Below are 24,265 nucleotides of genomic sequence, written 5' to 3' on the forward strand. Positions count from 1 at the left end.
TTCACCCCCTCAAATTTATATTATCCTCGCATAATAGTTGCCAGGTAAGCTTACTACTTCATTTTTAATTTGCATTTCAAATAATAACCTATATAAAGTATTTCTGTCAACCTGTGATTTTTCAAATATTTGGTCAATATGGATTGGCTCATCTCTTATTATATTCAAAATATCATTTTGTATTATATGATTATTATTCTTAATATTTAGCTCATTAATTTCTAGAAAATTTAAAAGACTTTCTCTTGAAATTATTACATCTGCCCCATCTTTTATAAGCATATTACATCCATATCCAAGTTCAGAAAAAATTGATGATGGAACAACACCAATATCTTTTCCTTGATCTAGTGCATGTGAAACTGTTATAAGTGATCCACTTTTATTATTAGCTTCTGTTACAATAAGTTTATTACATAATCCGCTTATTATTCTATTTCTTCTTGGAAAATTATAAGCAAGTGGCGAATCAAAAGGTAAAAACTCTGATATTATAAGGCCTTTTTCTTCTATTCTTTGAAATAAATTTTTATTTATTTTAGGATAAATAACATTTATTCCACATCCAAGTACTGCTATAGTTTTTCCATTATTATTCAAAGCTTCTATATGAGCAATTGAATCTATCCCTTTAGCACCTCCACTAACTATACAAATATCACTTTTAGCAGCTTCTTTTGCTATAAATCGTGTAACTCTTTCTCCATATACAGTATGTTTTCTGCCTCCAACTATAGCTAAACTATCTTTTTTTAAAAGAGAAATATCTCCTTTAAAAAATAAAAAATATGGTGGCTCATGAATCATTTTTAAATTTTCTGGGTATTCTTCACTATTTATTGTGATTACACCAAATTTATTTTCTTTTATATTTTTCTTTAAAATATTTATTCTTTCATCAATATTTTTTAAATTTAATTTTTTTCTTAAAGTTAAATCATTATCTATTATTGTTTGAAAATTTTCATAAATATTTTTTTCATTTTTATATTTTTTCAATAATTTTAATTTTTGTAAATTTGTAATCTCTAACGATATTAACCATAATACATAATAATCCATCTGTCTACCCCTTTACATAAATTCTCCATTTATATCTTTCCTAAAACTAAGTGCTTCCATTAAAAATTCACTTTCTATAAATTCTTCTTCTTCCATGTCAGCTATTGTACGTCCTAGCTTTATCACCTTTCCATAACTTCTTATTGATGAATTTGTTTTTTCAAAAAAAGTTTTCAAAAATTTCTCACTCTCTTTTGTCATTTTTGAATATAAAAAGATATCTTTTCCCTTCAAATCTGAATTATAATTATATTTTGTTTCTTTATATCTTTTCATTTGCATTTTTCGTGCCTTTTCGATTTTTCGTCTTAATTTTTCCTTTTCAGGCTCAACTCTATTATTTAATTCTGAAAATTTAATTCTATTAACATAATTAAAAATATCAATTCTATCTCTAAGAGGTTTTGAAAGTCTATTTTGATATCTTCTTATTTCTGAATCAGAACATAGACATTCATTTTTCTCAAAATCATCTAATGTATATTTCCCACAAGGACAAAGATTTAATGCTCCAAGTAAAATAAAATTTGATGGCATTAAAGTTTTATATCCTATTCTATCTATTTGCACTTTTCCATCTTCTAAAGGAGCTCTTAAACTTTCTAAAATTTCTTTTTTAAATTCTAATATTTCATCTAAAAAAAGCACACCATTATGAGCTAAAGTTATTTCTCCAGCTCTAGCTTCTCTTCCTCCACCTACAAGTCCAATTTTAGTTATTGTATGATGTGGAGATCTAAAAGGAATATTAACTTTTTTTATATCATCTATAAGACCATTTATAGAATATATTTTAAACACTTGCAATTTTTCTTCTTCTGTTAGATTCGGAAGTAAACTTTTAAAAGCTCTAGCAAGCATAGTTTTCCCAGACCCCGGTGTCCCAAAAAGAATAATATTATGCTTTCCTGCTGCTCCTATGCTTAAAGCTCTTTTAGATAAACTATGCCCAATAACACTATCTATATCTTCACAATTGTTTTTCTCTTCAAATTCTTCTTCATAAAATTCAAAAGGTGCTAAATCTTCATTATTTATAAAATCAATAACCTCACTTAAATTTTCAAATAAATATACTTCTCCATTTTTAACTATATTTATTTCAAATTTATTTTTATATGGACATATAAACTTATTTATATTCTTTTCTATTCCTTCAAGCAAAATAGGAATAGCTCCATTTACTTCTTTTATATCTCCACTTAAAGATAACTCACCAAAAGCTAAAAATTTTTCCATATCCATTTTTCTTATTTGATTAGATTCCATTAATATTCCTATTGCAATAGGAAGGTCCAATAAACTTCCTATTTTTCTTATATCTGCTGGAGATAAATTTACTATAATTCTTCCTAGTGGAAATTCTAATCCTGAGTTTAAAATTGCTGCTCTAACTCTTTCTTTTGCTTCTCTTACAGATGTATCTGGTAATCCTACTATATTAAACATTGGTAACCCTGGAGTTATTTGAACTTCAACATTTACGATTAAACTTTCTACGCCTAAATTTGTTGCACTTTTTATATTTACTGCCATAAAACTCCCTCCTTTTTATTAGAGAGTATTAACTCATAAATAAATTTTAAACAACTTTTGTAATTTTCTTCTGATCTAAGTCAATACTTTAACTTAGAAAGGTGTGATCGCTATAAAAAAATTAAATAAAACAATAGGAGATTATGGAGAAGATATAGCTTGTAAGTTTTTAATATCTAAAGGATATAGAATAATAGAAAAAAACTTTAGAAATAGATTTGGTGAGATAGATTTAATTTGTTTAAAAAACAATATTTTGACTTTTACTGAAGTAAAAACAAGATATTATTCAAATTATGGTTTACCTAAAGAAGCAGTAAATTTTAACAAAAGAAAAAACATTATATTTTTATCTAAATTTTTTATTTCTAAAAACAATTTTAATGACTTTTTTATAAGATTTGATGTTATAGAAATTTTCTTAAATATTAATTCTGATTCCTATAAAATCAACTTTATTAAAGATGCTTTCAGAGTAAACTAGTCTTTACACATTTCATAATTAATATAATATAAAAAGAACCTTAATATAAGCCAAACTTATATCAAGGTTCTTTTTTAATAATTTTATAGTATATTTTTCAAAAAACTCATTCTATGAATTTTTGTAGGTCCAAACTCTTTTAATGCATCAATATGCTTTTGTGCTCCATATCCTACATTACTTTCAAAACCATACTCAGGATATTGCTCACCGTACTTTTCCATAAGATTATCTCTGTAAACTTTAGCAATAATAGATGCTGCTGCTATAGTTGCACTTTTAGTATCACCTTTAATTACAGATTTATTTTCTATTTGAACATCTTTTATTAAATATCCATCAGAAAGCACTATACTTGGCTTTACACTTAATCCTTCTAATCCTTCTAAAAATACTTTATTATTACAGTATGATATTCCTAAAGAATCTATTTCTTCATTACTTTTTTCAGCAATAGCATATGATATTGCTTTTTCTTTTATTATTTCAGCTAATTCTTCTCTTTTCTTTTTATTAAGTTTCTTAGAATCATTTAAATAATAAATCATATCTTCATCTAAAACATCTAAATCTAAAACTACACATGCTGAAACAATTGGTCCTGCAAGTGGTCCACGCCCAACTTCATCAACTCCTGCTAGAAGATTTCCTTTTGCAAATCCTCTATCAAAATCATACATTCCTTTAACTCGTATTTTTTCTTTTTCTAAAGCATCTAATTCTTTTTTTATCTTATTTCCAAGAGCTATTACATTTTTTCTTTTATCCTTTAATAGTTCCTCCATAAGATATTCTTTATCCTCTTTAGAAGTTAAATTTAAATTATCAAATTCTTCTTTTATAATTTTATAACTTTTTTTATCTAAATTTTCTAATAAATTCTTCATATAATAAGCCCCACTTTTTAAATTATGGTCTTTCAAGAGATATATTCCCCATTTTTCCGCCTCTAAACTCATCTAAAAGCATAACAGCAAGCCTTGTATAATTTATTTCTCCGCCTTTAACAATGCATCCTCTTTTTCTTCCAATTGCGTTTAAAGTTTCTAATGGATCATCAAATACCTCTTCTATTTTATATCTTTCTTTTAAAAGCTCTGAGTAATGACTACTCATTCTTTCTATAAGCCTATATGAAAGATCTTCAATATCCATTATTTCATCTTTTATAGCACCAGTGAAAGCTAAATTTAATGCTGTTTCATCATCTTCAAATTTAGGCCATAAAACTCCTGGAGTATCTAAAAGCTCTATTCCTATAGAAGTTTTTATCCATTGTTTATTTTTTGTTACACCTGGTCTATCTCCAGTTTTAGCAATATTATTTCTTGCAAGCTTATTTATAAAAGTTGATTTACCTACATTTGGTATACCTACTACCATAACTCTTATAGTTAAGTTTTTAAGTCCTTTACTTTTCATTCTTTCAATTTTTTCTTTTAAAAGTTCTTCTAAAGCAGGTTTAATTTTATTTATACCTATTCCTTTTAAACAGTTAACTTCTATTGGCATTACATTGTCTGTCTTAAGTTCTTTCATCCAAGACTTTGTAACTGATTTTTCTGCTAAATCACTTTTATTTAAAAGTATAAGTCTTGGTTTAGTTCCTACTAATTTATCTATATCAGGATTTGCAGAGCTTTTAGCTATTCTAGAATCTCTTATTTCAATAACTGCATCTACAACTCTTAAATTCTCTTTTATTTCTCTTTGAGTTTTTTTCATATGACCTGGAAACCAGTTAATTGCCATTTTAAATCACTCCTTTTCAAATATTATTAAAAAAAAAGGACTTAAATCCTAAGTCCTTTCTCTATGGTTAATTATCTTGTTAATAATTCTTTAACCTTAGCAGCTTTACCAACTCTATCTCTTAAGTAGTAAAGTTTAGCTCTTCTTACTCTACCTCTTCTAGTGATCTCAATTTTTTCGATCATTGGAGCGTTCATTGGGAAAGTCTTTTCAACACCAGTTCCAAAAGCAACTCTTCTTACTGTGAAAGTTTCTCTTAAACCACCGTTTTGTTTTTTAATAACAGTTCCTTCGAATACTTGGATTCTTTCTCTGTTACCTTCTTTAATTTTTTGGTGAACTTTTACGTTATCTCCTACGTTGAAGCTTGGTAAATCAGTTCTGATTTGTTCTTGCTCTATAGCTCTTAATATTTCGTTCATTGTGCATTCCTCCTAATAATAATTTGACGTTCATTCCGGAGCTAAAATCCAGAAGAGGACCGCCGGTACTAACACGAAGTTCATTTTAACATATTTTTATTATCTTTGCAAACAATTATTTTTTTAGAAGTTTTTTATCTTCTTTTGACAGTTCTAATTTTTCAAAAAGATCAGGTCTTCTTTCTCTAGTAATCTCTAAAGATTGAAGTCTTCTCCATTTTCTTATATTTTCATGGTGACCTGATAAAAGAACTTCTGGAACTTTATCCCCTTCAAATTCTTCCGGTCTAGTATATTGAGGATATTCTAAAGCTCCATCAGAAAAAGATTCATCCATAAAACTTTCTTGCTTTCCTAATACTCCCTCTCTCAAACGAAGTATAGAGTCAATAACAGGTATAGCTGCCATCTCACCACCTGTTAATATAAAATCTCCTATAGAAATCTCCATATCTATATATTTATATACTCTTTCATCTATTCCTTCATAATGACCACATATAAATATAAGTTCTTCTTCTTTTGCAAGCTCTTTTCCTATAGAATGATTAAATGTTTTTCCCCTAGGTCCTAGAAAAATAACTTTTCCTTTATTATGTTCTTTTACTGCTTTTAATGAGTCTACTATTGGTTGAGGAGCCATAACCATTCCTGCTCCTCCTCCATAAGGATAATCATCAACTTTTTTATGCTTATTTTTTGTATAATCTCTTATGTTTATAGCTTCAATAGATAATAGACCCTTGTCTTTTGCTTTTCCTATTATACTGTGATTAAATATATCAAACATTTCTGGAAAAAGTGTTAAAATATTAATCTTCATATTGCCACTCTCTGACTGGTTTAATAGTTATTTTTTCTTCATCTAAATCTATATCTAATACTATATCAAGTAAAGCTGGAATTAATAATTCTTTTGGCTCTCTTATCCAATATACATCATTATTTTTTGTTTCTATAATATCATATATAGCTCCTAAATCCTTACCTTCAGTATCAAATACATGCATACCTATTAAATCTCTAACATAAAATTCATCTTCATCAAGATCAGGCTCATTTTCTCTTAAAACGAACATTTCTGTTCCTTTATACATTTCAGCATCTTCTATAGAATTTATTCCTTCCAATTTAAGAATAACTCTATCTTTTTGAAATTTTACGCCTTCAATTTTTCTTTCTTCTTCATTTATTAAAACATATCCGTATCTTTTAAAATTGTTTACATCTCTAGTATTAGCAATTACTTTTACTTCGCCTTTTAATCCATGTGTATTAACAATCTTACCTACATTAAATACTTCTCCCATTCAAAGCACCTCTTTCTTTTTTAATATATATTCTATAAAAAAAGAGCCAGGTCTAGGCCTAACTCTTTAAATAATTTCAACTACTACTCGTTTTTCTTCTTTTATTGCTACAGCCTTTACTACAGTTCTAATAGCTTTCGCTATTCTGCCTTGTTTTCCGATAACTTTACCCATATCTTCAGGAGCTACCTTCAGTTCAAGTATAATTGACTGTTCGCCAGCAATTTCATTAACTCTAACTTCTTCGGGTTTATCCACTAATGATTTAGCTATCATTTCAACTAATTCTTTCATATAGTGTCTGCAAATATGTATTACTTGCAGTATTCACCTCCAAATATTATTTGTTAATTCCTGCTTTAACGAAAAGCTTTTTAACTACGTCTGTTGGTTGAGCACCATTTTGTAGCCATTTATTAGCTTTTTCTTCATTGATTTTGATTTCTTTTGGTTGAGCAACTGGGTTGTAGAATCCAATTTCTTCGATGAATCTTCCATCTCTTGGGCTTCTTGAATCAGCAACAACAACTCTGTAGAAAGGAGCTTTGTGAGCACCCATTCTTCTTAATCTTATTTTAACTGCCATGTCTAATTTCACCTCCTTTAAAGGATAATAATTTATATTAACTCATGAAAGGCATTTTTCCAAATAGTCCTTTTTTAGACTGTTTTCCTAATGACTTCATTTGCTTCATATTTTTTTTCATCATTTCATAGCCCTTAATTAGCTTATTTACTTCTTGTATAGTTGCACCAGCACCTAGAGCTATTCTTTTCTTTCTTGAAGATGATCCAATTATAAGATTTGGATTTCTTCTTTCTTTTAATGTCATAGAATATATTATAGCCTTAACTTTTTCCATTTGCTTTTGACTATCTTCTAAGTTTAATCCTTGAAGCTCTTTTGCATTAACTCCTGGAACCATTTCTAAAAGTTTATTTAATGGCCCTAGTTTTTGCATTTGCTCCATAGCATTAATATAATCTTCAAAGTTTAATCCTTGACCCATCATTTTTTTAGTTAAGTCTGCAGCTTCCTTTTCATCAATTGCTGATTGAGCTTTTTCTATAAGTGATAAGACATCTCCCATTCCTAAAATTCTTGATGCCATTCTATCAGGATGGAAAACTTCAAAATCATTCATCTTTTCACCTACACCAATAAATTTAATTGGTTTATTAGTTATAGATCTAATTGAAAGTGCAGCTCCACCTCTAGTATCACCATCTAATTTAGTTAAAATTACTCCTGTTAAATCTAATTGATTGTTAAAGCTTTCTGCAACATTTACTGCATCTTGACCTGTCATTGAATCAACTACTAGTAATATTTCTGAAGGATTAACTGCTTCTTTTACATCTGATAATTCTCCCATTAGTGTTTCATCAATGTGTAATCTACCAGCTGTATCAATAATAACAACATTGTTACCATTTTCTCTTGCATGTTTTATCCCTGCTTTTGCTATGTCAACAGCTTTAAGCTTATCTCCCATTTGGAATACTGGAATATCTATTCCTTTACCAACAACCTCTAATTGTTTAATCGCTGCTGGTCTATATATATCACAAGCTACTAAAAGTGGTTTTTTATTATTCTTTCTAAGGTTTAATGCAAGTTTTCCACACATAGTCGTTTTACCTGCCCCTTGAAGACCAACTAACATTATAACTGTTGGACCAACTCCTGTAAAGTCTAATTTACTTTCTGTACCACCCATTAATTCAGTAAGCTCATCATTAACTATTTTAATTACTTGCTGTCCTGGTGTTAAGCTTTCTAAAACTTCACTACCAACACATTTACTACTAACATTTTTAACAAAAGTTTTTACTACTTTAAAGTTAACATCTGCTTCTAGTAATGCAAGCTTTACTTCTCTCATTGCTTCTTTTATATCTTTTTCATTAAGCTTTCCTTTTCCTCTAAGTTTTTTAAAGGTATTTTGAAGCTTTTCTGATAATCCTTCAAAAGCCATATTAAACCTCCTAATTTTTATAAATCTTCTAGTTCTTCTTTTAGCATATCATATTCTTCTGTATTTATAGAATATTTTTTTTTCAAATCATCTAGAATACTTATAATTTTTTCTTCGCGATTTAAACTCTTTTGAAGTAAGTTTAATTTATTTTCATAGGCTAAAAGTTGTTTTGAACATCTTTTTATAACATCATGAATTGCTTGCCTACTTGTTTTATTTATTTCTGCAATTTCTGCTAAAGATAAATCTTCATTGTAGTACATTTCCATAATGTTTCTTTGTTTCTCTGTTAATAATGGTGAATAACAATCCATTAAAAGTGAAACCTCAACCCTATCTTCCATAATAATCACCTTACCCACAAAAGAGATAATATCAAATATTCTAAAAGGTGTCAAGTATTTTTACTTAACACCCCAAAAAAAAATTTTTTATCTTTTAAAATAGTGCTTCTGCAAAACTTTCTGCATCAAATTCTTGAAGGTCATCAATTCCTTCTCCAACTCCTATATATCTAACTGGGATATCTAAAATTTGTTTTATAGAGATTACAACTCCACCTTTAGCTGTCCCATCTAATTTTGTTAATATTATTCCATCTATAGGACATGCCTCCATAAATTGTTTAGCTTGAATAACTGCATTTTGTCCTGTAGTTCCATCTAAAACAAGAAGAGTTTCTTTTCTTGCTTCACCATATTCTCTATCAATTATTCTATTTATTTTTTCTAACTCATTCATTAGATTCTTCTTATTGTGTAATCTTCCTGCGGTATCACAAATTAAAAGATCAACATTTCTAGCTTTAGCTGCTGTTACTGCATCATAAACTACTGCTGCCGGATCAGAACCTTCACCTTGTTTTACAATATCTACATTTGCTCTTTTACTCCAAACTTCTAATTGATCAATAGCCGCTGCCCTAAAAGTATCTGCTGCCGCAAGTAAAACTTTCTTTCCTTCAGCTTTATTTTTAGCTGCAAGTTTACCTATTGAAGTTGTTTTTCCTACTCCATTTACTCCAATTACAAGTAATACTTCTTTTCCTTCTGGTTTTTTCTCTATTTCTTCTGTTCCCTCAAGCATAATTTCTTTTATAACTTCTTTTAAAGCAGGTTTAACCATTTGAGGATCATTTATTTTTTCAGTTCTTATTTTTTTTCTTAATCTTTCTATTATTTCAACAGTTGTATCCATTCCAATATCTGATGTTATTAAAACTTCTTCTAGCTCTTCATATAAATCTTCATCAATAGATACAGCTAAATTTAAAGCTTCATTTATTTTATCTGTAAGCCCATCTCTTGTTTTAGTAAGTCCTGTTTTTAATTTATCAAATAATTTTCCAAACACTAATTATTCCTCCTTATTTTTCATATCTACAGAAACAACTTTAGAAACACCCTTTTCTTCCATTGTAACTCCGTACATAACATCACTAACTTCCATTGTACCTTTTCTATGTGTTATTACAATAAATTGTATCTTCTCAGAAAATTTACTTAAAAATTCTGCATATCTATTAACATTTGCATCATCTAAAGCAGCTTCAATTTCATCTAAAATACAAAATGGTGTTGGCTTCATTTTTAATATACCAAAAAGTAATGCAATTGCTGATAAAACTTTTTCTCCACCTGACATTAAGTTTATATTTTGAAGTTTTTTCCCTGGTGGCTCTACATTTATATCCACTGTAGATGTAAGTTCATCACCCTCACCTAAAATAAGCTCTGCACTTCCACCTTTAAATAATTCTCTAAAAGTTTCATTGAAATTTTTATTTAGAATTTTAAAGTTTTCTCTAAATAATATTCTCATTTCTTCTGTCATTTCTTCGATTACTTTTAAAAGTTCAATTTTTGACTTTTCTAAATCCTCTTCTTGACTAGACATAAATTCATATTTTTCTTTTACTTCTTCATACTCTTCTATAGCAGCTAAATTTACCATTCCTAAAGATGAAATTTTTCTCTTTAAGCTCTGCACAGATTCTTTAAATCCATCAATATTTTCAATAGGCTCTGATATTTCTATAGCCTCTGCAAAAGTAAGCTCTATTTCCTCATTTAATTTTTTATAAAGAGTCTCTTTTTCCATTTCTTTTTTTGCTTTTTGAATTTGAACTTTATTTAATTCACCTTCATCTTTTGTTATAACATCTCTTAATTCTGATATAACAGTATCAACTTTTCTAAACTCTTCTTTTAAAATAGCTTTCTTTACTTCATCATCTTTAAACTCAAGCTCTAACTTAGCTACTGTTTCTTCATTAGAAAATATTTGATTTTCAGATACTTTTATTTCTTCTTTAAAATTTTCAATATCTTCAAAGCATTTCTTTCTATTTATTTTTATATTTGCTACTTTTTCAGTATTTTCATTATACTCTCTTTCATTTCTTGATATCTCTCTTATTTTATTATTATGATTTTCATCTAAAGTAGCTTTATTTATTTTTAATTCTACTAAACTAAATTTTATTTTTTCTAGTTTTTCTTTATTTTCATTTAATATAATTTCTATTTGAACTTCTCTATTTTTATTATCACTTGTTTTTTGTGATACTTTAGATAATAATTCTTCTTTTTCTTTTCTTTTTTCTTCTATTTCTTTTATTTCTTTATCTATATTACTTAACTTATAAGTATTTATTTCTTTTGATTTTTCTATTTTTTCTTTTTCTTGAATAATATTAGAATACTCATTTTTAGAAGTAGCCATTTCAACTTTTATACTATGGATTTTATCTGTTATATTTAAAATTTCCTCATCTAATGACTTTCTATTTGATTCATCTATTTCTAACTGTTTATTTAAGTCTAAAAGGGTACTTTTTAATTTAGAAATTTCTTTTTCTAAATCTTCAATTTCTCTTTTTCTACCTAGAATATTTCTAGTCTTACCTTTTATACTTCCCCCAGTTAATGCTCCTCCAGAATTTAAAACTTCTCCTTCTAAAGTAACTATTTTATTTTTATAGCTTGTTTCTCTAGCTATTTTAAAAGCACTATCCATATCCTTAGCTATTATAGTTCTACCAAGAGCATATTCAATAGCTTTTCTATATTTTTCATTAAATTCTATAATATCAGAAGCAATTCCAATGAAACCATCAATTGATTCAATTGATTTATTTAAATTAAGCTTATTGCTCTTTATAATATCTAAAGGTAATAATGTAACTCTTCCTAATTTATTCCTTTTTAAGTAATTAATTATATTTTTTGCATTACTTTCTTTTTGTACAATAAGATTTGAAATTGCTCCTCCAAGAGTAGTTTCAATTGCTAATTCATATTCTGAATCTATTTTTAAAACTTCTCCCAAAACTTTAATTTCGCCTTCTTTTATATCTCCTCTATCTACTCTTTCCATTAAAGATTTTACAGATCTATTATAACCTTCGTATTGATTTTCTAAATCTTTAAGAAGCGTAACATTTGCATTTAATTTACTTATGTTTATGTTTTTACCTCTTATTTCAGCTTCTTTATTTCTTATTTCAGAATTTAATTTAGTTAGTTCTGATTTTTTAGAAACTATCTCTTTATTTAGGACTTTAAAATCTTCCTCTAAAGATTTTATTTTTATACTTAAACTATTTACTGTTGCTTTATTTATTTTATATAAATTTTCCCCTTCTTCAGCTTCTTTTATAAGTCTAAGTTTCTCTTCTGATTTTCCTTTTAATCTTTCCTTAAATCTTTCAATACTATTGCTTATACTAGAGTTATTTTCTAATATTTTTATTTCTTCACTTTTTATCTCTCTAAGTTCTAGTTCTAACTCTTTTATTTTCTTTGCAAAACCTTTACTTTTTGATTCAAGTTCATCTATTTCTTCTTCTTTTTCTTTTCTTAAAGAATCACTTTTTAATATTTCTTCTTCTAATCTTTCTTTTTCACCTTTAAAGTTTTTTATTTTATCTAAAAGTGTATATTCTTCTAATTTATTTTTTTCTATTTCATTTTTTAAATTTTCAATTCTTTCCTTTAAAATTTGAATATTACTTTTAAATTTAGTTATATCTTCTTTTTTCTTAAAATATCTAAATTTTTTATCAGTAGTTAATTTTTCAAGAGATTCTAATTTTTCTTCAACTTCTCTTAATCCTTCTCTTTTTAAATTTAAATTTTCTCTTTTTTGATTTAATTTTTCTTCTTTTAATCTTAAATCATCATTTATGTTTTTTAATTCTAAGTCTATATCTTTTATGCTGTGGACAACTAATGATACTTCTTTTCCTTTAAGTTCTTTTGAAAGATCTCTAAATTTAAGAGCTTTTTCTCTTTCTAATCTTAATGGCTCAATTCTTTCTTCAAAAGTACTTAAAATATCTCTTATACGAACAAGATTATCTTCTGTATTAGAAAGCTTTTTTTCTGATTCATTCTTTCTAAATTTATATTTAACTATACCAGCAGCCTCTTCTAAAAGAGCTCTTCTTTCTTCTGGTCTACCACTTAATATAGCTTCTATCTTTCCTTGCCCTATTAATGAATACCCTTCTTTTCCTATACCTGTACCCATAAATAAATTAGTTATATCTTTTAATCTAGCTTTATTATTATTTATAAGATATTCCGTTTCCCCTGACCTGAATATTCTTCTAGATATAGTTACTTCATTATAATCAGTATCTAATTGTCCATCATCATTGCTAAGAGTAAGGGAAACTTTTGCAAGTCCTACAGGTTTCCTATATTGAGTTCCAGCAAAAATTATATCTTCCATTTTGCCTCCTCTTAGAGTTTTAGCACTTTGCTCACCTAGTACCCATCTTACTGCATCTGATATATTACTTTTTCCACTTCCATTAGGACCAACTACTGAAGTAACTCCTTTTTTGAATTTAAGTTCTGTTTTATCAGCAAAAGACTTAAACCCTCTTATTTCTAAAGACTTTAAAAACAATAATTTCCACTCCTAACTATGCAAATAAAGGTATTAACGTCATAAGGAATATTAATACTAAAAATACAGCTAATACAATTTGTAGCTTTTCTCTTGATTTCTTTTTCATAAATTCCACCTCAAATTAATTTTCTTTATTTAACAAAACGAGAGTTTCCTCTCGTTTTGAATTAATTTTATTTAAATATCTAAAATTATATTTTTTTCTAAAGTAAGAGATATTTTCCCTTTCTCCATATTATCATCTATTTCAACTTTTACCTTGTATCCATTTTCAGAAAGTTTTTTAAAATAAAACTTTTTATTTGCATATAGTTTACTTACATCTCTTGAATTTATATTAATTTTTCCACATTTAGTTTCCTTTAGATTCTCCATTATTTTTTCATTTATAATTGAGCTTTCAACAAGTTCTCTAAATGCTGGATGAAATGGTCCAGAAACTATATCTCCTCCAACATTAATACTATCAGTAGGCTGTAATCCAACTCTAATAATATTAATTCCAGCTTTTTTATAAAGTTTATATATTTCTTTTGAAACTTCTACTCCTTCTTCTAAGGAATATGGTTTATATTCACCTCTTAGATACATAATCTCCATTGGTGTATCTTTTATTACAAGAGATGGATAAATTCTTATTAAGTCCGGTTTCATATTTATTGATTTTTCCGCACTTAAAATATCTTTTTCCATTGTTGATCTTGGAAGTCCTGGCATAAGTTGATGACCTAATGTTATACCATACTTTTTTATTAATTTTGAAGCAGTATAAACATCAAAAGCAGTATGTCCTCTTCCAGCAGCTTTTAAAACATCATCATCTAATGATTGTACTCCAAGTTCTATTATGTCTACACTATAATCTAAAAGATAGCTTAAAATATAATCTGTTATTGCATCTGGCCTAGTAGACATTCTAATCTTTTTAACTATTCCTAAATCTTTAAACTCTTTTGCTACAGATAATAATTCTCTTTGTTTTTTTTCATTAATTGCAGTAAAAGTACCTCCAAAAAATGAAACTTCAATCATTGCATCTTTATTATCTATTGTTTCATAATAATCTTTTATTATATTTCTTACTTTTTCACCATCTACTCTATCTTTTATTCCTGTTATTCTATCTTGATTGCAGAATACACATTGATGAGGACATCCCTCAAATGGAACAAATATAGGTATAATATAATGGTTTTTACTCATTTATTACCTCCAAATTAATTAGAGCTTGTTTAGCAGATTTTTGTTCTGCCTCTTTTTTTGAGTATCCTTCACCTTCACCCATAACTTCTTTATTTATTAAAACTCTTGTATAAAATTTTCTTCTGTGTGGTGGTCCCTCAAACTTAACAAGTTCATATGTTATGTTTACTTCTCCATTTTGTTGTAAATGTTCTTGTAACTTAGTCTTAAAGTCAAGAATTATTTTATTATTTATAGCTTTATCTATTATATCGTGGAATTTATTTAAAATAAATTCTCTTGCATATTCAAATCCTTTATCTAAATATATAGCTGCTATAACAGCTTCTATAGCATCTGCTTGTATAGAAACACGGTTTCTTCCACCTGTAAGCTCTTCTCCTCTACTCATTCTTATATATGCACCTATATTTACACTTTTAGCTACTTCATAAAGAGAATTTTCACAAACAATAAGACTTCTTATCTTTGTTAATTCTCCTTCACTTTTTTCTTTATAATTTTTATATAAATATTCAGTTACACTTAATTGAAGAACAGAATCTCCTAAGAATTCCAGTCTTTCATTATATTCAGAATCTTTATATTGATTTGCAAATGAGCTATGAGTTAATGCAACACGCAAATAACTTAGATTTGTGAATGTAACTCCGAGCGAAGCTTCCATCTCTTTCAATTTCAATTTATTCATTCTTTACACTCCTCTAAGTTTATTCTTCAATTTCCTCATAAAGGTTTAAATTCAAGAATAAACTATTTTTAAATTCAATATAAAATCCCGCTTACTGCGGGATTTTACTACTCTTCTACATGATCTTTTACATAGTTAACTACGTCACCAACAGTTTTAAAACCTTCAACATCTTCGTCTGGTATTTCCATTTCTAGTTCGTCCTCTAGAGCCATTATAAGCTCAACTATATCTAAAGAATCCGCATTTAAATCATCAATGAAAGATGATTCTAAAGTTACTTCTTCTGCACTAACACTTAACTTTTCTGCTATTATTTCTTGTATCTTTTCAAACATTCCCTGTCACCTCCTAATAACTGTACAATTAGATAATATTATATATTAAAATCCTAGTCAATATTCTATTAGCAAAATTTAATTATTTTCACTAATTTCTTTTTTAATTTTTCCTATAACATCAGAACTGTAAAAAATTCTTGTTTGCTTTATAGCATTTTTAAAAGCCTTTCCATCTGAGCTTCCATGTGCTTTAATACAAATACCGTCTACTCCTAAGAAAGGCGCTCCTCCAACCTCTTTATAATCAAATTTAACCTTTAATTTCTTAAATACAGGTTTTAAAAGCATAGCTCCCATTTTAGGCATAAATGAAGCACTCATTATACTATCTTTTATTATTCCTAAAAGATTTAAAGCTGCTCCCTCATATAATTTAAGAACTGTATTACCAACAAAACCATCACAAACAAGTACATCTGTTTCTCCACTTGGTATTTCTCTTGGTTCTACATTTCCTATAAAGTTTAAATGCTTTTCTTCTTTTAATAATTTATGAGTTTCTTTTGTTAATTCATTTCCTTTTTCTTCTTCTGCACCTATATTTACAAGTCCAACAGTAGGTGATTTTTTATTAAATACACTTTCATAGTATATACTTCCCATATTGGCAAATTGAACTAAATAATTTGGCTTACAATCAACATTTGCTCCAGAATCTATAACCATAAAGCTTCCATTTCTTCCTGGCATAATAGGTGCTAAAGCTGGTCTTTCTACACCTTTAATTCTTCCTACTATTAAAGTACATCCTGCTAAAAATGCTCCTGTACTTCCTGCTGATATAATAGCATCACATTCTCCACTTTTAACTAAATTTAATGCTTTAACTATACTTGAATCTTTTTTTCTTCTTAATGCCATTACTGGATGCTCATTTGTTCCTATAACTTCATTTGCATTAATTATTTTTATTTTATCTCCATTATAATTATTTTTATTCAGCTCTTCCCTTATCTTATCTTCAGGACCTGTAATATATACTTCTATATCATCATATATTTTTACAGCTTCTACTACTCCTTGAACAACTGCGCTTGGTGCGTGATCTCCACCCATACCATCAATTGCTATTTTCATTTTTACACCCCTTTTCATTATAATTATAATATATATATTAATTTTAACTTTTTTTAAAATATTTCTCTATATATAAAGAAAAGAAAGTCAAAAGACTTTCTTTTATTCTGCTGAAGCTACTACTTCTTTACCTTTATAGAATCCACAGTTCTTGCAAACTCTGTGAGCAAGTTTCATTTCATGACATTGTGGACATTCAACTATTCCTGGTAAGCTCGCCTTAAAAGTTTGAGCTCTTCTTGAATCTCTTTTCGCTCTATATGTTTTTCTTGCTGGATTTCCCATGCTTACACCTCCTTATTTTCTAGTAGCGCCTTAAGTCCTGCAAATCTAACATCAATATTTCCTTCATCATTACAATTACATGAAGACTTGTTTAAGTTTTCTCCGCATGTTTGACATAAGCCTTTACAATTGCTACTACAAATTCTCTTAATAGGTAAGGTTGAAATTATTACACTTTCAACTATTTCAGTGATATCTAATGTATCACCCTTTACAAATGTAACATCATCGTCTTCGATTGCATCATCATTTGTAAACCTTTCTTCTATATCAATATCTATTGGATAGATAAAGGTTTCTAAACATCTTGAACATACTAATTTTAGTACGGTTTTTATGTTTAAGTCAAGTAAAAGTTCTGTATTATTTGAAATAATCTTTCCATTTACTAGAACTTTTTCAGTTGGAACTATCTCTTCACCTGAAAAAGTGAATTTATCCATATCAAAGCTATACTCTAAATCTTTACTTCTTTCTCTTTTAGAAATTAAATCTGAAAATAATACCTTCATATATCTCAGCTCCTACTTCTCTTATTAAAGCCTGTTAAAAAATAAACTATGTAAAAAGAATAAGTAGCCCCTTAACATAAGTTATTTTATAAACAAACACAACTTATTATATAAAGGGGCGTAATAAAAGTCAAGATTTTTCGTGTTTTTTCTATCTATTTTATTAATCCTAAAGTGTCTCTTGCTATAACTAATTCTTCATTAGTTGGAACAACATATACATCTACTTTTGAACTATCTTTAGATATTTTCTTTGTTACTCCATAAGTATCATTTCTTTCTTCATCTAGTTCAATACCTAAATATTCTAATCCATTTAATATAGCTTTTCTATTTGGTACTGAGTTTTCTCCTAAACCAGCTGTAAATACTATTACATCAACACCATTCATAGCTGCTATATAAGCTCCTATTTGCTTTTTAACTGAATATCTAAATACTTCTAAAGCTAAAGTCGCTCTTTCATTTCCTTTTTCTAATTGCTCTTGAAGATCTCTAAAATCTGAGCTTATTCCTGATAATCCTAAAACTCCTGATTTTTTATTTAAAATAGAATTTATCTCATCTACAGAATAACCAAGATCTGTTGCCATATAAAGAACAACTGCAGGATCTATGCTACCTGATCTTGTCCCCATAACTATTCCATCAAGAGGAGTGAATCCCATACTAGTGTCTATGCATTCTCCATTTTTAATAGCTGCAAGAGATGCTCCATTTCCTAAATGACAAGTTATTATTTTTAAATCTTTTATATCTTTTCCCATAGCTTTTGCAACTTCACCTGAAACATATCTATGTGAAGTTCCATGGAATCCATATTTTCTTATTCCATGCTTTTCATACATTTCATATGGAATTGCATACATGTAAGCTTTTTCTGGCATTGTTTGATGGAAAGCAGTATCAAATACAGCTACCATAGGAATATTTGGCATTAATGCTTTACATGCATTTATTCCAACTATATTTGGTGGATTGTGTAATGGAGCTAATTTAACACAATCTTCTAATTCTTTCATTACATTTTCATCTATTATTACAGATTGTGAGTATTTTTCTCCTCCATGAACAACTCTATGCCCAACAGCATTAATTTCATCCATTGATTTGATTACTCCATGCTTTTCATCTACAAGAGCATCTAAAACTAATTTTATGGCAAATTTATGATTTTCCATTGGAGTTTCTATAATATATTTATCTCTACCTTCAACTTTTTGAGTTAATATAGAACCTTGTATTCCTATTCTTTCCACTAATCCATGTGCTAACACTTTTTCATTGCTCATATCAATTAATTGATATTTTAATGATGAGCTACCACAGTTAATTACTAAAATTTTCATACTCAGCCTTCCCTTCTGTATTTTTCAATATGCTAAAACATATTTATATTTTTTGCATTATATGTTTTATTTTGATTGTGCTTGAACAGCAGTTAATGCAACAACATTAACTATGTCATCTGAACTACATCCTCTTGATAAGTCATTTATTGGCTTAGCAAATCCTTGACATACTGGTCCAATAGCTTCTGCATTTGCAAATCTTTGAACTAATTTATATCCTATATTTCCTGCTTGTAAGTCTGGGAATACTAAAACATTAGCTTTTCCAGCTACTTTACTATTTGGCGCTTTTTGATCTGCTACTTTTTGCACAATTGCAGCATCTAATTGTAATTCTCCATCTATTTGTAAATCTGGTCTTAATTCTTTTGCTTTTTCAGTTGCAGTTCTAACTTTATCTACTAATTCATGATCAGCACTTCCCATTGTTGAGAATGAAAGCATTGCTACTCTTGGATCCATCTTACAAAGATTTTTAGCTGTTTCAGCTGTAGCTATTGCTATTGCTGCAAGTTGATCTGCATTAGGATTTGGGTTAACAGCACAGTCTGAGAATAATAGCATTCCCTCTTCTCCATATTTTGATCCAGGTACAAGCATTATAAAGAAACTTGATACTACTGAAACTCCTGGTGCTGTTTTAATTATTTGAAGTCCTGGTCTTAAAAGATCACCTGTTGTATGAACGGCACCTGAAACCATACCATCTGCATCATCTTGTTTAACCATCATAGTTGCAAAATAAAGAGGATCTCTAACTATTTTTTCAGCTTTTTCTAAAGTCATCCCTTTATTTTTTCTTAATTCATAAAATTGATTAATATAAGCTTCTAGCTTTGGTGATGTTTCTGGATCTATTATCTCTACTCCCTTTAAATCAACACCTTGCTCTTTTGAAGCTTTTAATATACTGTCTTTATTTCCTACTAATATTGGAAGAGCTAAACCTTCTTCCACTATTTTTTGAGCTGCTACAATAGTTCTTTCTTCGTCTCCTTCTGGAAGAACTATTTTCTTTTTATCAGCTTTGGCAGCTTCCCAAATTTTATTCATAAGTTCCATGTTCATTTCTCCTTTCAAGATACGATAGTATCCTTATTTAATACTATACTCCTATTTAAGAGTATTTTTCAACATAAATTCTTCAATTTTACTATGTTTTAATTGAAGTCATTAGATTTAAAATACTAAGAATTTTCTGAATATTTGTCTTCACTTATTATATTATCTATTTTATGTTATACTAAATTTAATAATTTTTAAGAAAGGATATTTTTTATGATGAATGTTACAGGAATAATTACAGAATATAATCCATTTCACAAAGGACATGCTTTTCATTTAGAAAATGCTAAAAAAGATACTAATTCAACACATATAATTTGTATTATGAGCGGAAATTTTATGCAACGCGGAACTCCATCTATGATTGATAAATGGAATAGAGCTAAAATGGCAGTTTTAAATGGTGTAGATTTAGTAATTGAATTACCAACTTTCTTTTCTTTATCTTCTGCTGAAAATTTTGCATTTGGTGCAGTTAATATACTTAATAAAACTAATATAGTAAACTCTTTGTATTTTGGAAGTGAACACGGAAATATAACTGATTTAAAAAAAATATCTGAAATTTTAGTAGATGAGCCTTTAACTTACAAAGAAAATTTAAAGAAAAATTTAGAGCTTGGACTTCCTTTTCATAAAGCACGTGAAAAATCCATAATCAATGAATTTAATGATCCTTATTTAGAAAAAATACTATCTAATTCTAACAATATATTAGGTATTGAATATATAAAAGCTTTAAAAAGATTAAATAGCAGAATAACTCCTGTAACTTTAACTAGAGTTGGCTCTAATTATAATGATAAAAATTTATCTTCTTCATTTTCATCTGCTACATCTATTAGAGAGGAATTTTTTAAAAGTAATTCTATATATTCAATAGAAAATTCTCTTCCTATAGAATCTTTTAATGTAATAAAAGAATTAAAAAATTCTAATTATTCTTTTGCTAATGAAGAATCAATTTTTGAATTTCTAAAATACAAACTGCTTATTTGTAACGAAGATTTTTCTAATCTACCTGATATTGGTGAGGGACTAGAAAATAAAATCTTAAAAGAAATTTGTAATTCAAATTCTTTTAAAGATTTAATTGAAAAGGTAAAAAGTAAAAGATATGCTTATACAAGAATTTCAAGAATTCTTTGTCAAATATTTATTTCACTTAATAATTATGATTTAGATAAATTAAAAGATGATGCTACTTACATAAGACCCTTAGCATTTAATTTAAAAGGAGCTGAACTTTTAAAAAAAATAAAAAAAGAATCTGATATAGACATTTATACTAAACTTCCAAAAAAAATAAGCAATACTTCTTTAAACTTAGATATTACAGCTACCAAAGCATATTCACTTATAAATAAATCTATAGACCCTTTATCAGATTACAAAACTTCTCCATTTATAATTAAATAATAAATAGTAATATAAAGCATGTCTATAGTCATATAAATACTAATGATTGGAGTGATTTTAATGATTAGTATTTTTATTTTAGCCATGCTTATTTTTATATTTATTTTTATAATTTTGAAAAAACTTAACATAGAGAAAGATATTTATATTTGTTTTTTCATCACACTATTTACTGTTTTATTTTTTATTAATATGGATTTATCTTTAAATTCAATAAAACTTGGATTAGAATTATGCTTTAACTCTATAATTCCTAGTATTTTTTCTTTTTCTTTAATATGTAATTTACTTATTATTTTTAACGGAATAGAAATTTATTCTAAGATACTTGGCCCAATTATTTGTAAGCCTTTTAGATTAAGCTTAAATTGTTCATTTGTATTAGTTTCTAGTTTTTTATGTGGGTATCCTTTAGGAGCTAAATATGCAAGTGATGCTTATGAAAATAATCTTATATCTTTAGAGGAATACAAAAGAATTTTAAATATAGCTTCTAATTCAGGCCCTGTATTTATTCTTGGAGTTTTAGGCTTATCACTTTTAGGAGATATAAAATATGGATATGTTATTATTTTATCTACATTAATTTCTATATTTTTTATTTCTCTTATAATTAAACCTGCTAAAAATACAATAAAATCTGATTTTAATAAAAATAAAGCAATCCCTAAAATAGGAATTGCTTTACAATATGCAATTGAAAATGCAATAAAAACTACTTTAAACGTTTGTGGTTATGTAATAGCATTTTCTTTAATAATAACTATATTAAAAAATTTACAATTCATCCAATTATTTTTCAATAATATAGAAAACTTTTTTTCACTACCTAAACAATCTCTTTATGGATTATTTTTAGGAAGTATTGAACTTACAAATGGATGTAACTTAATAGCAAATACTGAGCTTTCATTACATTTAAAAATTTCTATTATAAGCTTTTTTTGTGCATTTGGAGGAATGTCTGTCATATTCCAAACAAGTTCCTTTTTTAAATCAAATAAAATTTCTATATTAAAATATGCCTTTTTTAAGCTTGTCCAAGGAATAATAGCTTTTATAGCAGCTTATATCCTATCAATAGTATTTTTTAATGATATATCAGCTTCTTCAATAAAACATACTTATTTTAACAGTAATTATTTATTTATTATTTTATTATTAATATTACTTTTACCATTTGTACTAAATAAACTTTTTAAATTATTTAAAACTTCTTAATTCTTTTATATTTTCTTTAATAGTGGAGCATGCACCAGATAAGTTATCATCAATTTCCATAGCGGCTCTTTCAAAGCTAGCTTGAAGTGACTTTATAAGCTCCACTTTTTTCTTTTCTAATTCTTTATCTAAATCAGTTAATACTTCATCTGAATAATCTCTTGAGCCTATTCTTATAGTTTTAGCCTCTCTCTTAGCTGCTCCAAGTATTTCCTGCGCTCTTAGTTTAGCATCTTGAACAATATCATGATTTTCTATATTTTGTCTCTTTATCATTTCTGTTTGTTCTTTCATACTTTCTAAATCTCTTTTAGCTTCGCTTAAAATTCTATCTTTTTCATCATTTATCCATCTAGCTTTTTTAAATTCTTCTGGAAAATAATTGATAATTTCATCTATTGTATCATGAATTTCTCTTCTATCTACCATAACTTTTCCACTCATAGGAACCTTTGGAGCTCTATCTATAGTGTCTTGAAGGAATTCTAAAAGTTCTAATACACTAACATCTTTAGCCATTTAATCCACCTCTATTTACATCTCATTTTTTTCTCTATATCATCTTTAATAGAATCAGGAACCATACCATCTATTTCTCCACCAAATCTACATATTTGTTTTACAGCTGAAGAACTTATATAAGATTTTTCACTTTCACTTATCATGAATATAGTTTCAACATCCTTATTTAGCTTTTTATTTATTTTATCCATAGTATTTTCATATTCAAAATCTGTACTATTCCTTAACCCCTTTAGAATAACATTAATTTCTTTTTCTTTTAGTAAATCAACAAGAAGTCCATCAAAGTCTATAACCTCTATTCCTTCTATATCTTTTGTAGCTTTAAGAATTAACTCTTTTCTTTCTTCTATAGAAAAAAGTCCTTTCTTATCTACATTCACTAAAATAGCTACAATAACTTTATCAAATATCTTTGTTCCTCTTTTTATTATATCTAAATGTCCATTTGTAATTGGATCAAAGCTACCTGGATAAACAGCAATCTTCATATCTATTCCACCTCATCGAATTTATAAAAACAAACTGTTGTATTACCATACTTTTTACTTCTAACTAGATTTATTTTTCCATATCCTTTATATATCTCTTCCATAGAATCTATTTTAGTTACTATAATTCCATCTTCATCTAACATATCATTTTCAAATATTATTTTTATTGCCTCTGGAATCATTTCTCTACAATATGGCGGATCTATAAATATAAGATCAAATTTTTTTTCTTTTTTAGCTAACATTTTTAAAACTGCATAAGAATCCATATTGTAAGTTTTACATATATCTTCAAACTTAAGATTCTCTACATTTTTCTTTAATATAGGATAAGTTTGAGGACTTTTATCTATTAAATGAACTTCCTTAGCACCTCTACTTGCTGCTTCTAAACCTAAACTTCCTGTTCCTGAAAATACATCTAAAACTAAAGCATTTGGAATATATCCCTGAACTATACTAAACATAGCCTCTTTTACTCTATCTAATGTTGGTCTTGTTTCATATGTTTCTGGGGACAATATTTTACGCCCTCTTGCCTTACCTGCTATTATTCTCACTTTATTTCCTCCTTAGAGTTTTATTACATAATATTCTACCACATTCACTGTTTTT

General features: G+C 27.5%; 27 protein-coding genes. 3 read left to right on the forward strand and 24 right to left on the reverse strand.

All coding sequences use genetic code 11. From position 1 onward, the window contains the following. Positions 1-15: 15 nt before the first annotated feature. The gene (gene dprA / locus CLTHE_RS00170) at positions 16-1,062 is read right to left on the reverse strand and encodes a DNA-processing protein DprA (protein ID WP_080021483.1); all 1,047 of its coding nucleotides are present in this window, start codon (positions 1,060-1,062) and stop codon (positions 16-18) included. A 12-nt stretch (positions 1,063-1,074) separates the two neighbouring features. Then, entirely contained in the window at positions 1,075-2,598 is a 1,524-nt protein-coding gene (locus CLTHE_RS00175; protein WP_080021484.1) for a YifB family Mg chelatase-like AAA ATPase, read from the reverse strand. Between the two features lie 112 nt (positions 2,599-2,710). On the opposite strand from CLTHE_RS00175, the gene CLTHE_RS00180 reads away from it, so the two are divergent. Next, positions 2,711-3,082, forward strand: a complete 372-nt coding sequence (locus CLTHE_RS00180; protein ID WP_080021528.1) for a YraN family protein — start codon at positions 2,711-2,713, stop codon at positions 3,080-3,082. Positions 3,083-3,165: 83 nt separating this feature from the next. On the opposite strand, the gene CLTHE_RS00185 is transcribed toward CLTHE_RS00180, so the two are convergent. The 19 genes from CLTHE_RS00185 to pta form a co-directional block, all read right to left on the reverse strand. After that, positions 3,166-3,969 carry a ribonuclease HII gene (locus CLTHE_RS00185; RefSeq protein ID WP_080021529.1) on the reverse strand — a complete coding sequence of 268 codons (804 nt, stop codon included), beginning with the start codon at positions 3,967-3,969 and terminating at the stop codon, positions 3,166-3,168. 22 nt (positions 3,970-3,991) lie between these two features. Next, on the reverse strand, positions 3,992-4,834 hold the full coding sequence (ylqF, locus tag CLTHE_RS00190) for a ribosome biogenesis GTPase YlqF (RefSeq protein ID WP_080021485.1): 843 nt from the start codon (positions 4,832-4,834) through the stop codon (positions 3,992-3,994). 71 nt (positions 4,835-4,905) lie between these two features. Further along, entirely contained in the window at positions 4,906-5,256 is a 351-nt protein-coding gene (gene rplS / locus CLTHE_RS00195) for a 50S ribosomal protein L19 (protein ID WP_002597507.1), read from the reverse strand. A 115-nt stretch (positions 5,257-5,371) separates the two neighbouring features. Next, positions 5,372-6,079 (reverse strand): tRNA (guanosine(37)-N1)-methyltransferase TrmD, encoded by a 708-nt coding sequence (gene trmD / locus CLTHE_RS00200; RefSeq protein WP_080021486.1) that lies wholly within the window; start codon positions 6,077-6,079, stop codon positions 5,372-5,374. Continuing rightward, positions 6,069-6,566, reverse strand: coding sequence for a ribosome maturation factor RimM (gene rimM / locus CLTHE_RS00205; RefSeq protein ID WP_080021487.1), 498 nt, complete (start codon positions 6,564-6,566; stop codon positions 6,069-6,071). The genes trmD and rimM overlap by 11 nt, the downstream gene beginning before the upstream one ends. Before the next feature lie 66 nt (positions 6,567-6,632). After that, on the reverse strand, positions 6,633-6,860 hold the full coding sequence (locus CLTHE_RS00210) for a KH domain-containing protein (protein ID WP_002597504.1): 228 nt from the start codon (positions 6,858-6,860) through the stop codon (positions 6,633-6,635). A 46-nt stretch (positions 6,861-6,906) separates the two neighbouring features. Next, complete coding sequence (rpsP, locus tag CLTHE_RS00215; protein ID WP_002597503.1) at positions 6,907-7,152, reverse strand: 30S ribosomal protein S16; 246 nt, start codon at positions 7,150-7,152, stop codon at positions 6,907-6,909. A gap of 37 nt (positions 7,153-7,189) precedes the next feature. Further along, a complete protein-coding gene (gene ffh, locus CLTHE_RS00220) occupies positions 7,190-8,545 on the reverse strand; it encodes a signal recognition particle protein (RefSeq protein ID WP_002597502.1) in 1,356 nt (451 codons plus the stop codon). A 17-nt stretch (positions 8,546-8,562) separates the two neighbouring features. Continuing rightward, on the reverse strand, positions 8,563-8,892 hold the full coding sequence (locus CLTHE_RS00225) for a putative DNA-binding protein (protein WP_002597501.1): 330 nt from the start codon (positions 8,890-8,892) through the stop codon (positions 8,563-8,565). Positions 8,893-8,986: 94 nt separating this feature from the next. Next, the gene (gene ftsY / locus CLTHE_RS00230) at positions 8,987-9,901 is read right to left on the reverse strand and encodes a signal recognition particle-docking protein FtsY (RefSeq protein WP_080021488.1); all 915 of its coding nucleotides are present in this window, start codon (positions 9,899-9,901) and stop codon (positions 8,987-8,989) included. Between the two features lie 3 nt (positions 9,902-9,904). Then, the gene (gene smc, locus CLTHE_RS00235) at positions 9,905-13,465 is read right to left on the reverse strand and encodes a chromosome segregation protein SMC (RefSeq protein WP_080021489.1); all 3,561 of its coding nucleotides are present in this window, start codon (positions 13,463-13,465) and stop codon (positions 9,905-9,907) included. A gap of 180 nt (positions 13,466-13,645) precedes the next feature. Continuing rightward, positions 13,646-14,671, reverse strand: coding sequence for an elongator complex protein 3 (locus CLTHE_RS00240; protein WP_002597497.1), 1,026 nt, complete (start codon positions 14,669-14,671; stop codon positions 13,646-13,648). Then, positions 14,664-15,362 (reverse strand): ribonuclease III, encoded by a 699-nt coding sequence (gene rnc / locus CLTHE_RS00245; protein ID WP_002597496.1) that lies wholly within the window; start codon positions 15,360-15,362, stop codon positions 14,664-14,666. Before rnc ends, CLTHE_RS00240 begins: the two co-directional genes overlap by 8 nt. Positions 15,363-15,469: 107 nt before the next feature. Continuing rightward, positions 15,470-15,700, reverse strand: a complete 231-nt coding sequence (gene acpP / locus CLTHE_RS00250) for an acyl carrier protein (protein WP_002597495.1) — start codon at positions 15,698-15,700, stop codon at positions 15,470-15,472. A 78-nt stretch (positions 15,701-15,778) separates the two neighbouring features. After that, entirely contained in the window at positions 15,779-16,780 is a 1,002-nt protein-coding gene (gene plsX / locus CLTHE_RS00255) for a phosphate acyltransferase PlsX (protein ID WP_080021490.1), read from the reverse strand. Positions 16,781-16,882: 102 nt separating this feature from the next. Next, positions 16,883-17,065 (reverse strand): 50S ribosomal protein L32, encoded by a 183-nt coding sequence (gene rpmF / locus CLTHE_RS00260; protein WP_002597493.1) that lies wholly within the window; start codon positions 17,063-17,065, stop codon positions 16,883-16,885. A gap of 2 nt (positions 17,066-17,067) precedes the next feature. Continuing rightward, positions 17,068-17,577 carry a YceD family protein gene (locus CLTHE_RS00265; protein WP_080021491.1) on the reverse strand — a complete coding sequence of 170 codons (510 nt, stop codon included), beginning with the start codon at positions 17,575-17,577 and terminating at the stop codon, positions 17,068-17,070. Positions 17,578-17,732: 155 nt separating this feature from the next. Next, positions 17,733-18,926: an acetate kinase gene (locus CLTHE_RS00270; RefSeq protein WP_080021492.1), complete on the reverse strand. Its 1,194-nt coding sequence runs from the start codon at positions 18,924-18,926 to the stop codon at positions 17,733-17,735. Positions 18,927-18,992: 66 nt separating this feature from the next. Next, complete coding sequence (gene pta, locus CLTHE_RS00275) at positions 18,993-19,991, reverse strand: phosphate acetyltransferase (RefSeq protein WP_002597490.1); 999 nt, start codon at positions 19,989-19,991, stop codon at positions 18,993-18,995. A gap of 216 nt (positions 19,992-20,207) precedes the next feature. Here pta and CLTHE_RS00280 point away from each other — a divergent pair, with 216 nt between their 5' ends. Beyond that, complete coding sequence (locus CLTHE_RS00280) at positions 20,208-21,413, forward strand: nucleotidyltransferase (RefSeq protein WP_080021493.1); 1,206 nt, start codon at positions 20,208-20,210, stop codon at positions 21,411-21,413. Between the two features lie 192 nt (positions 21,414-21,605). Continuing rightward, the gene (locus CLTHE_RS00285; protein WP_158082629.1) at positions 21,606-22,634 is read left to right on the forward strand and encodes a sporulation integral membrane protein YlbJ; all 1,029 of its coding nucleotides are present in this window, start codon (positions 21,606-21,608) and stop codon (positions 22,632-22,634) included. Here the strand turns inward: CLTHE_RS00285 and CLTHE_RS00290 are convergent. The 3 genes from CLTHE_RS00290 to rsmD are packed head-to-tail and all read right to left on the reverse strand — an operon-like array spanning position 22,617 to position 24,210. Then, positions 22,617-23,153 carry a hypothetical protein gene (locus CLTHE_RS00290; protein ID WP_002597487.1) on the reverse strand — a complete coding sequence of 179 codons (537 nt, stop codon included), beginning with the start codon at positions 23,151-23,153 and terminating at the stop codon, positions 22,617-22,619. The two genes, CLTHE_RS00285 and CLTHE_RS00290, sit on opposite strands and share 18 nt — an antisense overlap. A gap of 11 nt (positions 23,154-23,164) precedes the next feature. Further along, on the reverse strand, positions 23,165-23,647 hold the full coding sequence (coaD, locus tag CLTHE_RS00295) for a pantetheine-phosphate adenylyltransferase (RefSeq protein WP_080021495.1): 483 nt from the start codon (positions 23,645-23,647) through the stop codon (positions 23,165-23,167). A 2-nt stretch (positions 23,648-23,649) separates the two neighbouring features. Beyond that, positions 23,650-24,210, reverse strand: a complete 561-nt coding sequence (rsmD, locus tag CLTHE_RS00300) for a 16S rRNA (guanine(966)-N(2))-methyltransferase RsmD (RefSeq protein WP_002597485.1) — start codon at positions 24,208-24,210, stop codon at positions 23,650-23,652. Positions 24,211-24,265: the final 55 nt, after the last annotated feature.

The sequence above is a fragment of the Clostridium thermobutyricum DSM 4928 genome (assembly GCF_002050515.1).
GTDB classification, from domain to species: domain Bacteria; phylum Bacillota; class Clostridia; order Clostridiales; family Clostridiaceae; genus Clostridium; species Clostridium thermobutyricum.

What these genes read in the sequence shown, in the direction of transcription:
- dprA (WP_080021483.1), bottom strand. Translation starts at nt 1,062, where the DNA reads ATGGATTATTATGTATTATGGTTAATATCGTTAGAGATTACAAATTTA.
- CLTHE_RS00175 (WP_080021484.1), bottom strand. Translation starts at nt 2,598, where the DNA reads ATGGCAGTAAATATAAAAAGTGCAACAAATTTAGGCGTAGAAAGTTTA.
- CLTHE_RS00185 (WP_080021529.1), bottom strand. Translation starts at nt 3,969, where the DNA reads ATGAAGAATTTATTAGAAAATTTAGATAAAAAAAGTTATAAAATTATA.
- ylqF (WP_080021485.1), bottom strand. Translation starts at nt 4,834, where the DNA reads ATGGCAATTAACTGGTTTCCAGGTCATATGAAAAAAACTCAAAGAGAA.
- rplS (WP_002597507.1), bottom strand. Translation starts at nt 5,256, where the DNA reads ATGAACGAAATATTAAGAGCTATAGAGCAAGAACAAATCAGAACTGAT.
- trmD (WP_080021486.1), bottom strand. Translation starts at nt 6,079, where the DNA reads ATGAAGATTAATATTTTAACACTTTTTCCAGAAATGTTTGATATATTT.
- rimM (WP_080021487.1), bottom strand. Translation starts at nt 6,566, where the DNA reads ATGGGAGAAGTATTTAATGTAGGTAAGATTGTTAATACACATGGATTA.
- CLTHE_RS00210 (WP_002597504.1), bottom strand. Translation starts at nt 6,860, where the DNA reads ATGAAAGAATTAGTTGAAATGATAGCTAAATCATTAGTGGATAAACCC.
- rpsP (WP_002597503.1), bottom strand. Translation starts at nt 7,152, where the DNA reads ATGGCAGTTAAAATAAGATTAAGAAGAATGGGTGCTCACAAAGCTCCT.
- ffh (WP_002597502.1), bottom strand. Translation starts at nt 8,545, where the DNA reads ATGGCTTTTGAAGGATTATCAGAAAAGCTTCAAAATACCTTTAAAAAA.
- CLTHE_RS00225 (WP_002597501.1), bottom strand. Translation starts at nt 8,892, where the DNA reads ATGGAAGATAGGGTTGAGGTTTCACTTTTAATGGATTGTTATTCACCA.
- CLTHE_RS00240 (WP_002597497.1), bottom strand. Translation starts at nt 14,671, where the DNA reads ATGAGTAAAAACCATTATATTATACCTATATTTGTTCCATTTGAGGGA.
- rnc (WP_002597496.1), bottom strand. Translation starts at nt 15,362, where the DNA reads ATGAATAAATTGAAATTGAAAGAGATGGAAGCTTCGCTCGGAGTTACA.
- acpP (WP_002597495.1), bottom strand. Translation starts at nt 15,700, where the DNA reads ATGTTTGAAAAGATACAAGAAATAATAGCAGAAAAGTTAAGTGTTAGT.
- plsX (WP_080021490.1), bottom strand. Translation starts at nt 16,780, where the DNA reads ATGAAAATAGCAATTGATGGTATGGGTGGAGATCACGCACCAAGCGCA.
- rpmF (WP_002597493.1), bottom strand. Translation starts at nt 17,065, where the DNA reads ATGGGAAATCCAGCAAGAAAAACATATAGAGCGAAAAGAGATTCAAGA.
- CLTHE_RS00265 (WP_080021491.1), bottom strand. Translation starts at nt 17,577, where the DNA reads ATGAAGGTATTATTTTCAGATTTAATTTCTAAAAGAGAAAGAAGTAAA.
- CLTHE_RS00270 (WP_080021492.1), bottom strand. Translation starts at nt 18,926, where the DNA reads ATGAAAATTTTAGTAATTAACTGTGGTAGCTCATCATTAAAATATCAA.
- pta (WP_002597490.1), bottom strand. Translation starts at nt 19,991, where the DNA reads ATGGAACTTATGAATAAAATTTGGGAAGCTGCCAAAGCTGATAAAAAG.
- CLTHE_RS00280 (WP_080021493.1), top strand. Translation starts at nt 20,208, where the DNA reads ATGATGAATGTTACAGGAATAATTACAGAATATAATCCATTTCACAAA.
- CLTHE_RS00285 (WP_158082629.1), top strand. Translation starts at nt 21,606, where the DNA reads ATGGATTTATCTTTAAATTCAATAAAACTTGGATTAGAATTATGCTTT.
- CLTHE_RS00290 (WP_002597487.1), bottom strand. Translation starts at nt 23,153, where the DNA reads ATGGCTAAAGATGTTAGTGTATTAGAACTTTTAGAATTCCTTCAAGAC.
- coaD (WP_080021495.1), bottom strand. Translation starts at nt 23,647, where the DNA reads ATGAAGATTGCTGTTTATCCAGGTAGCTTTGATCCAATTACAAATGGA.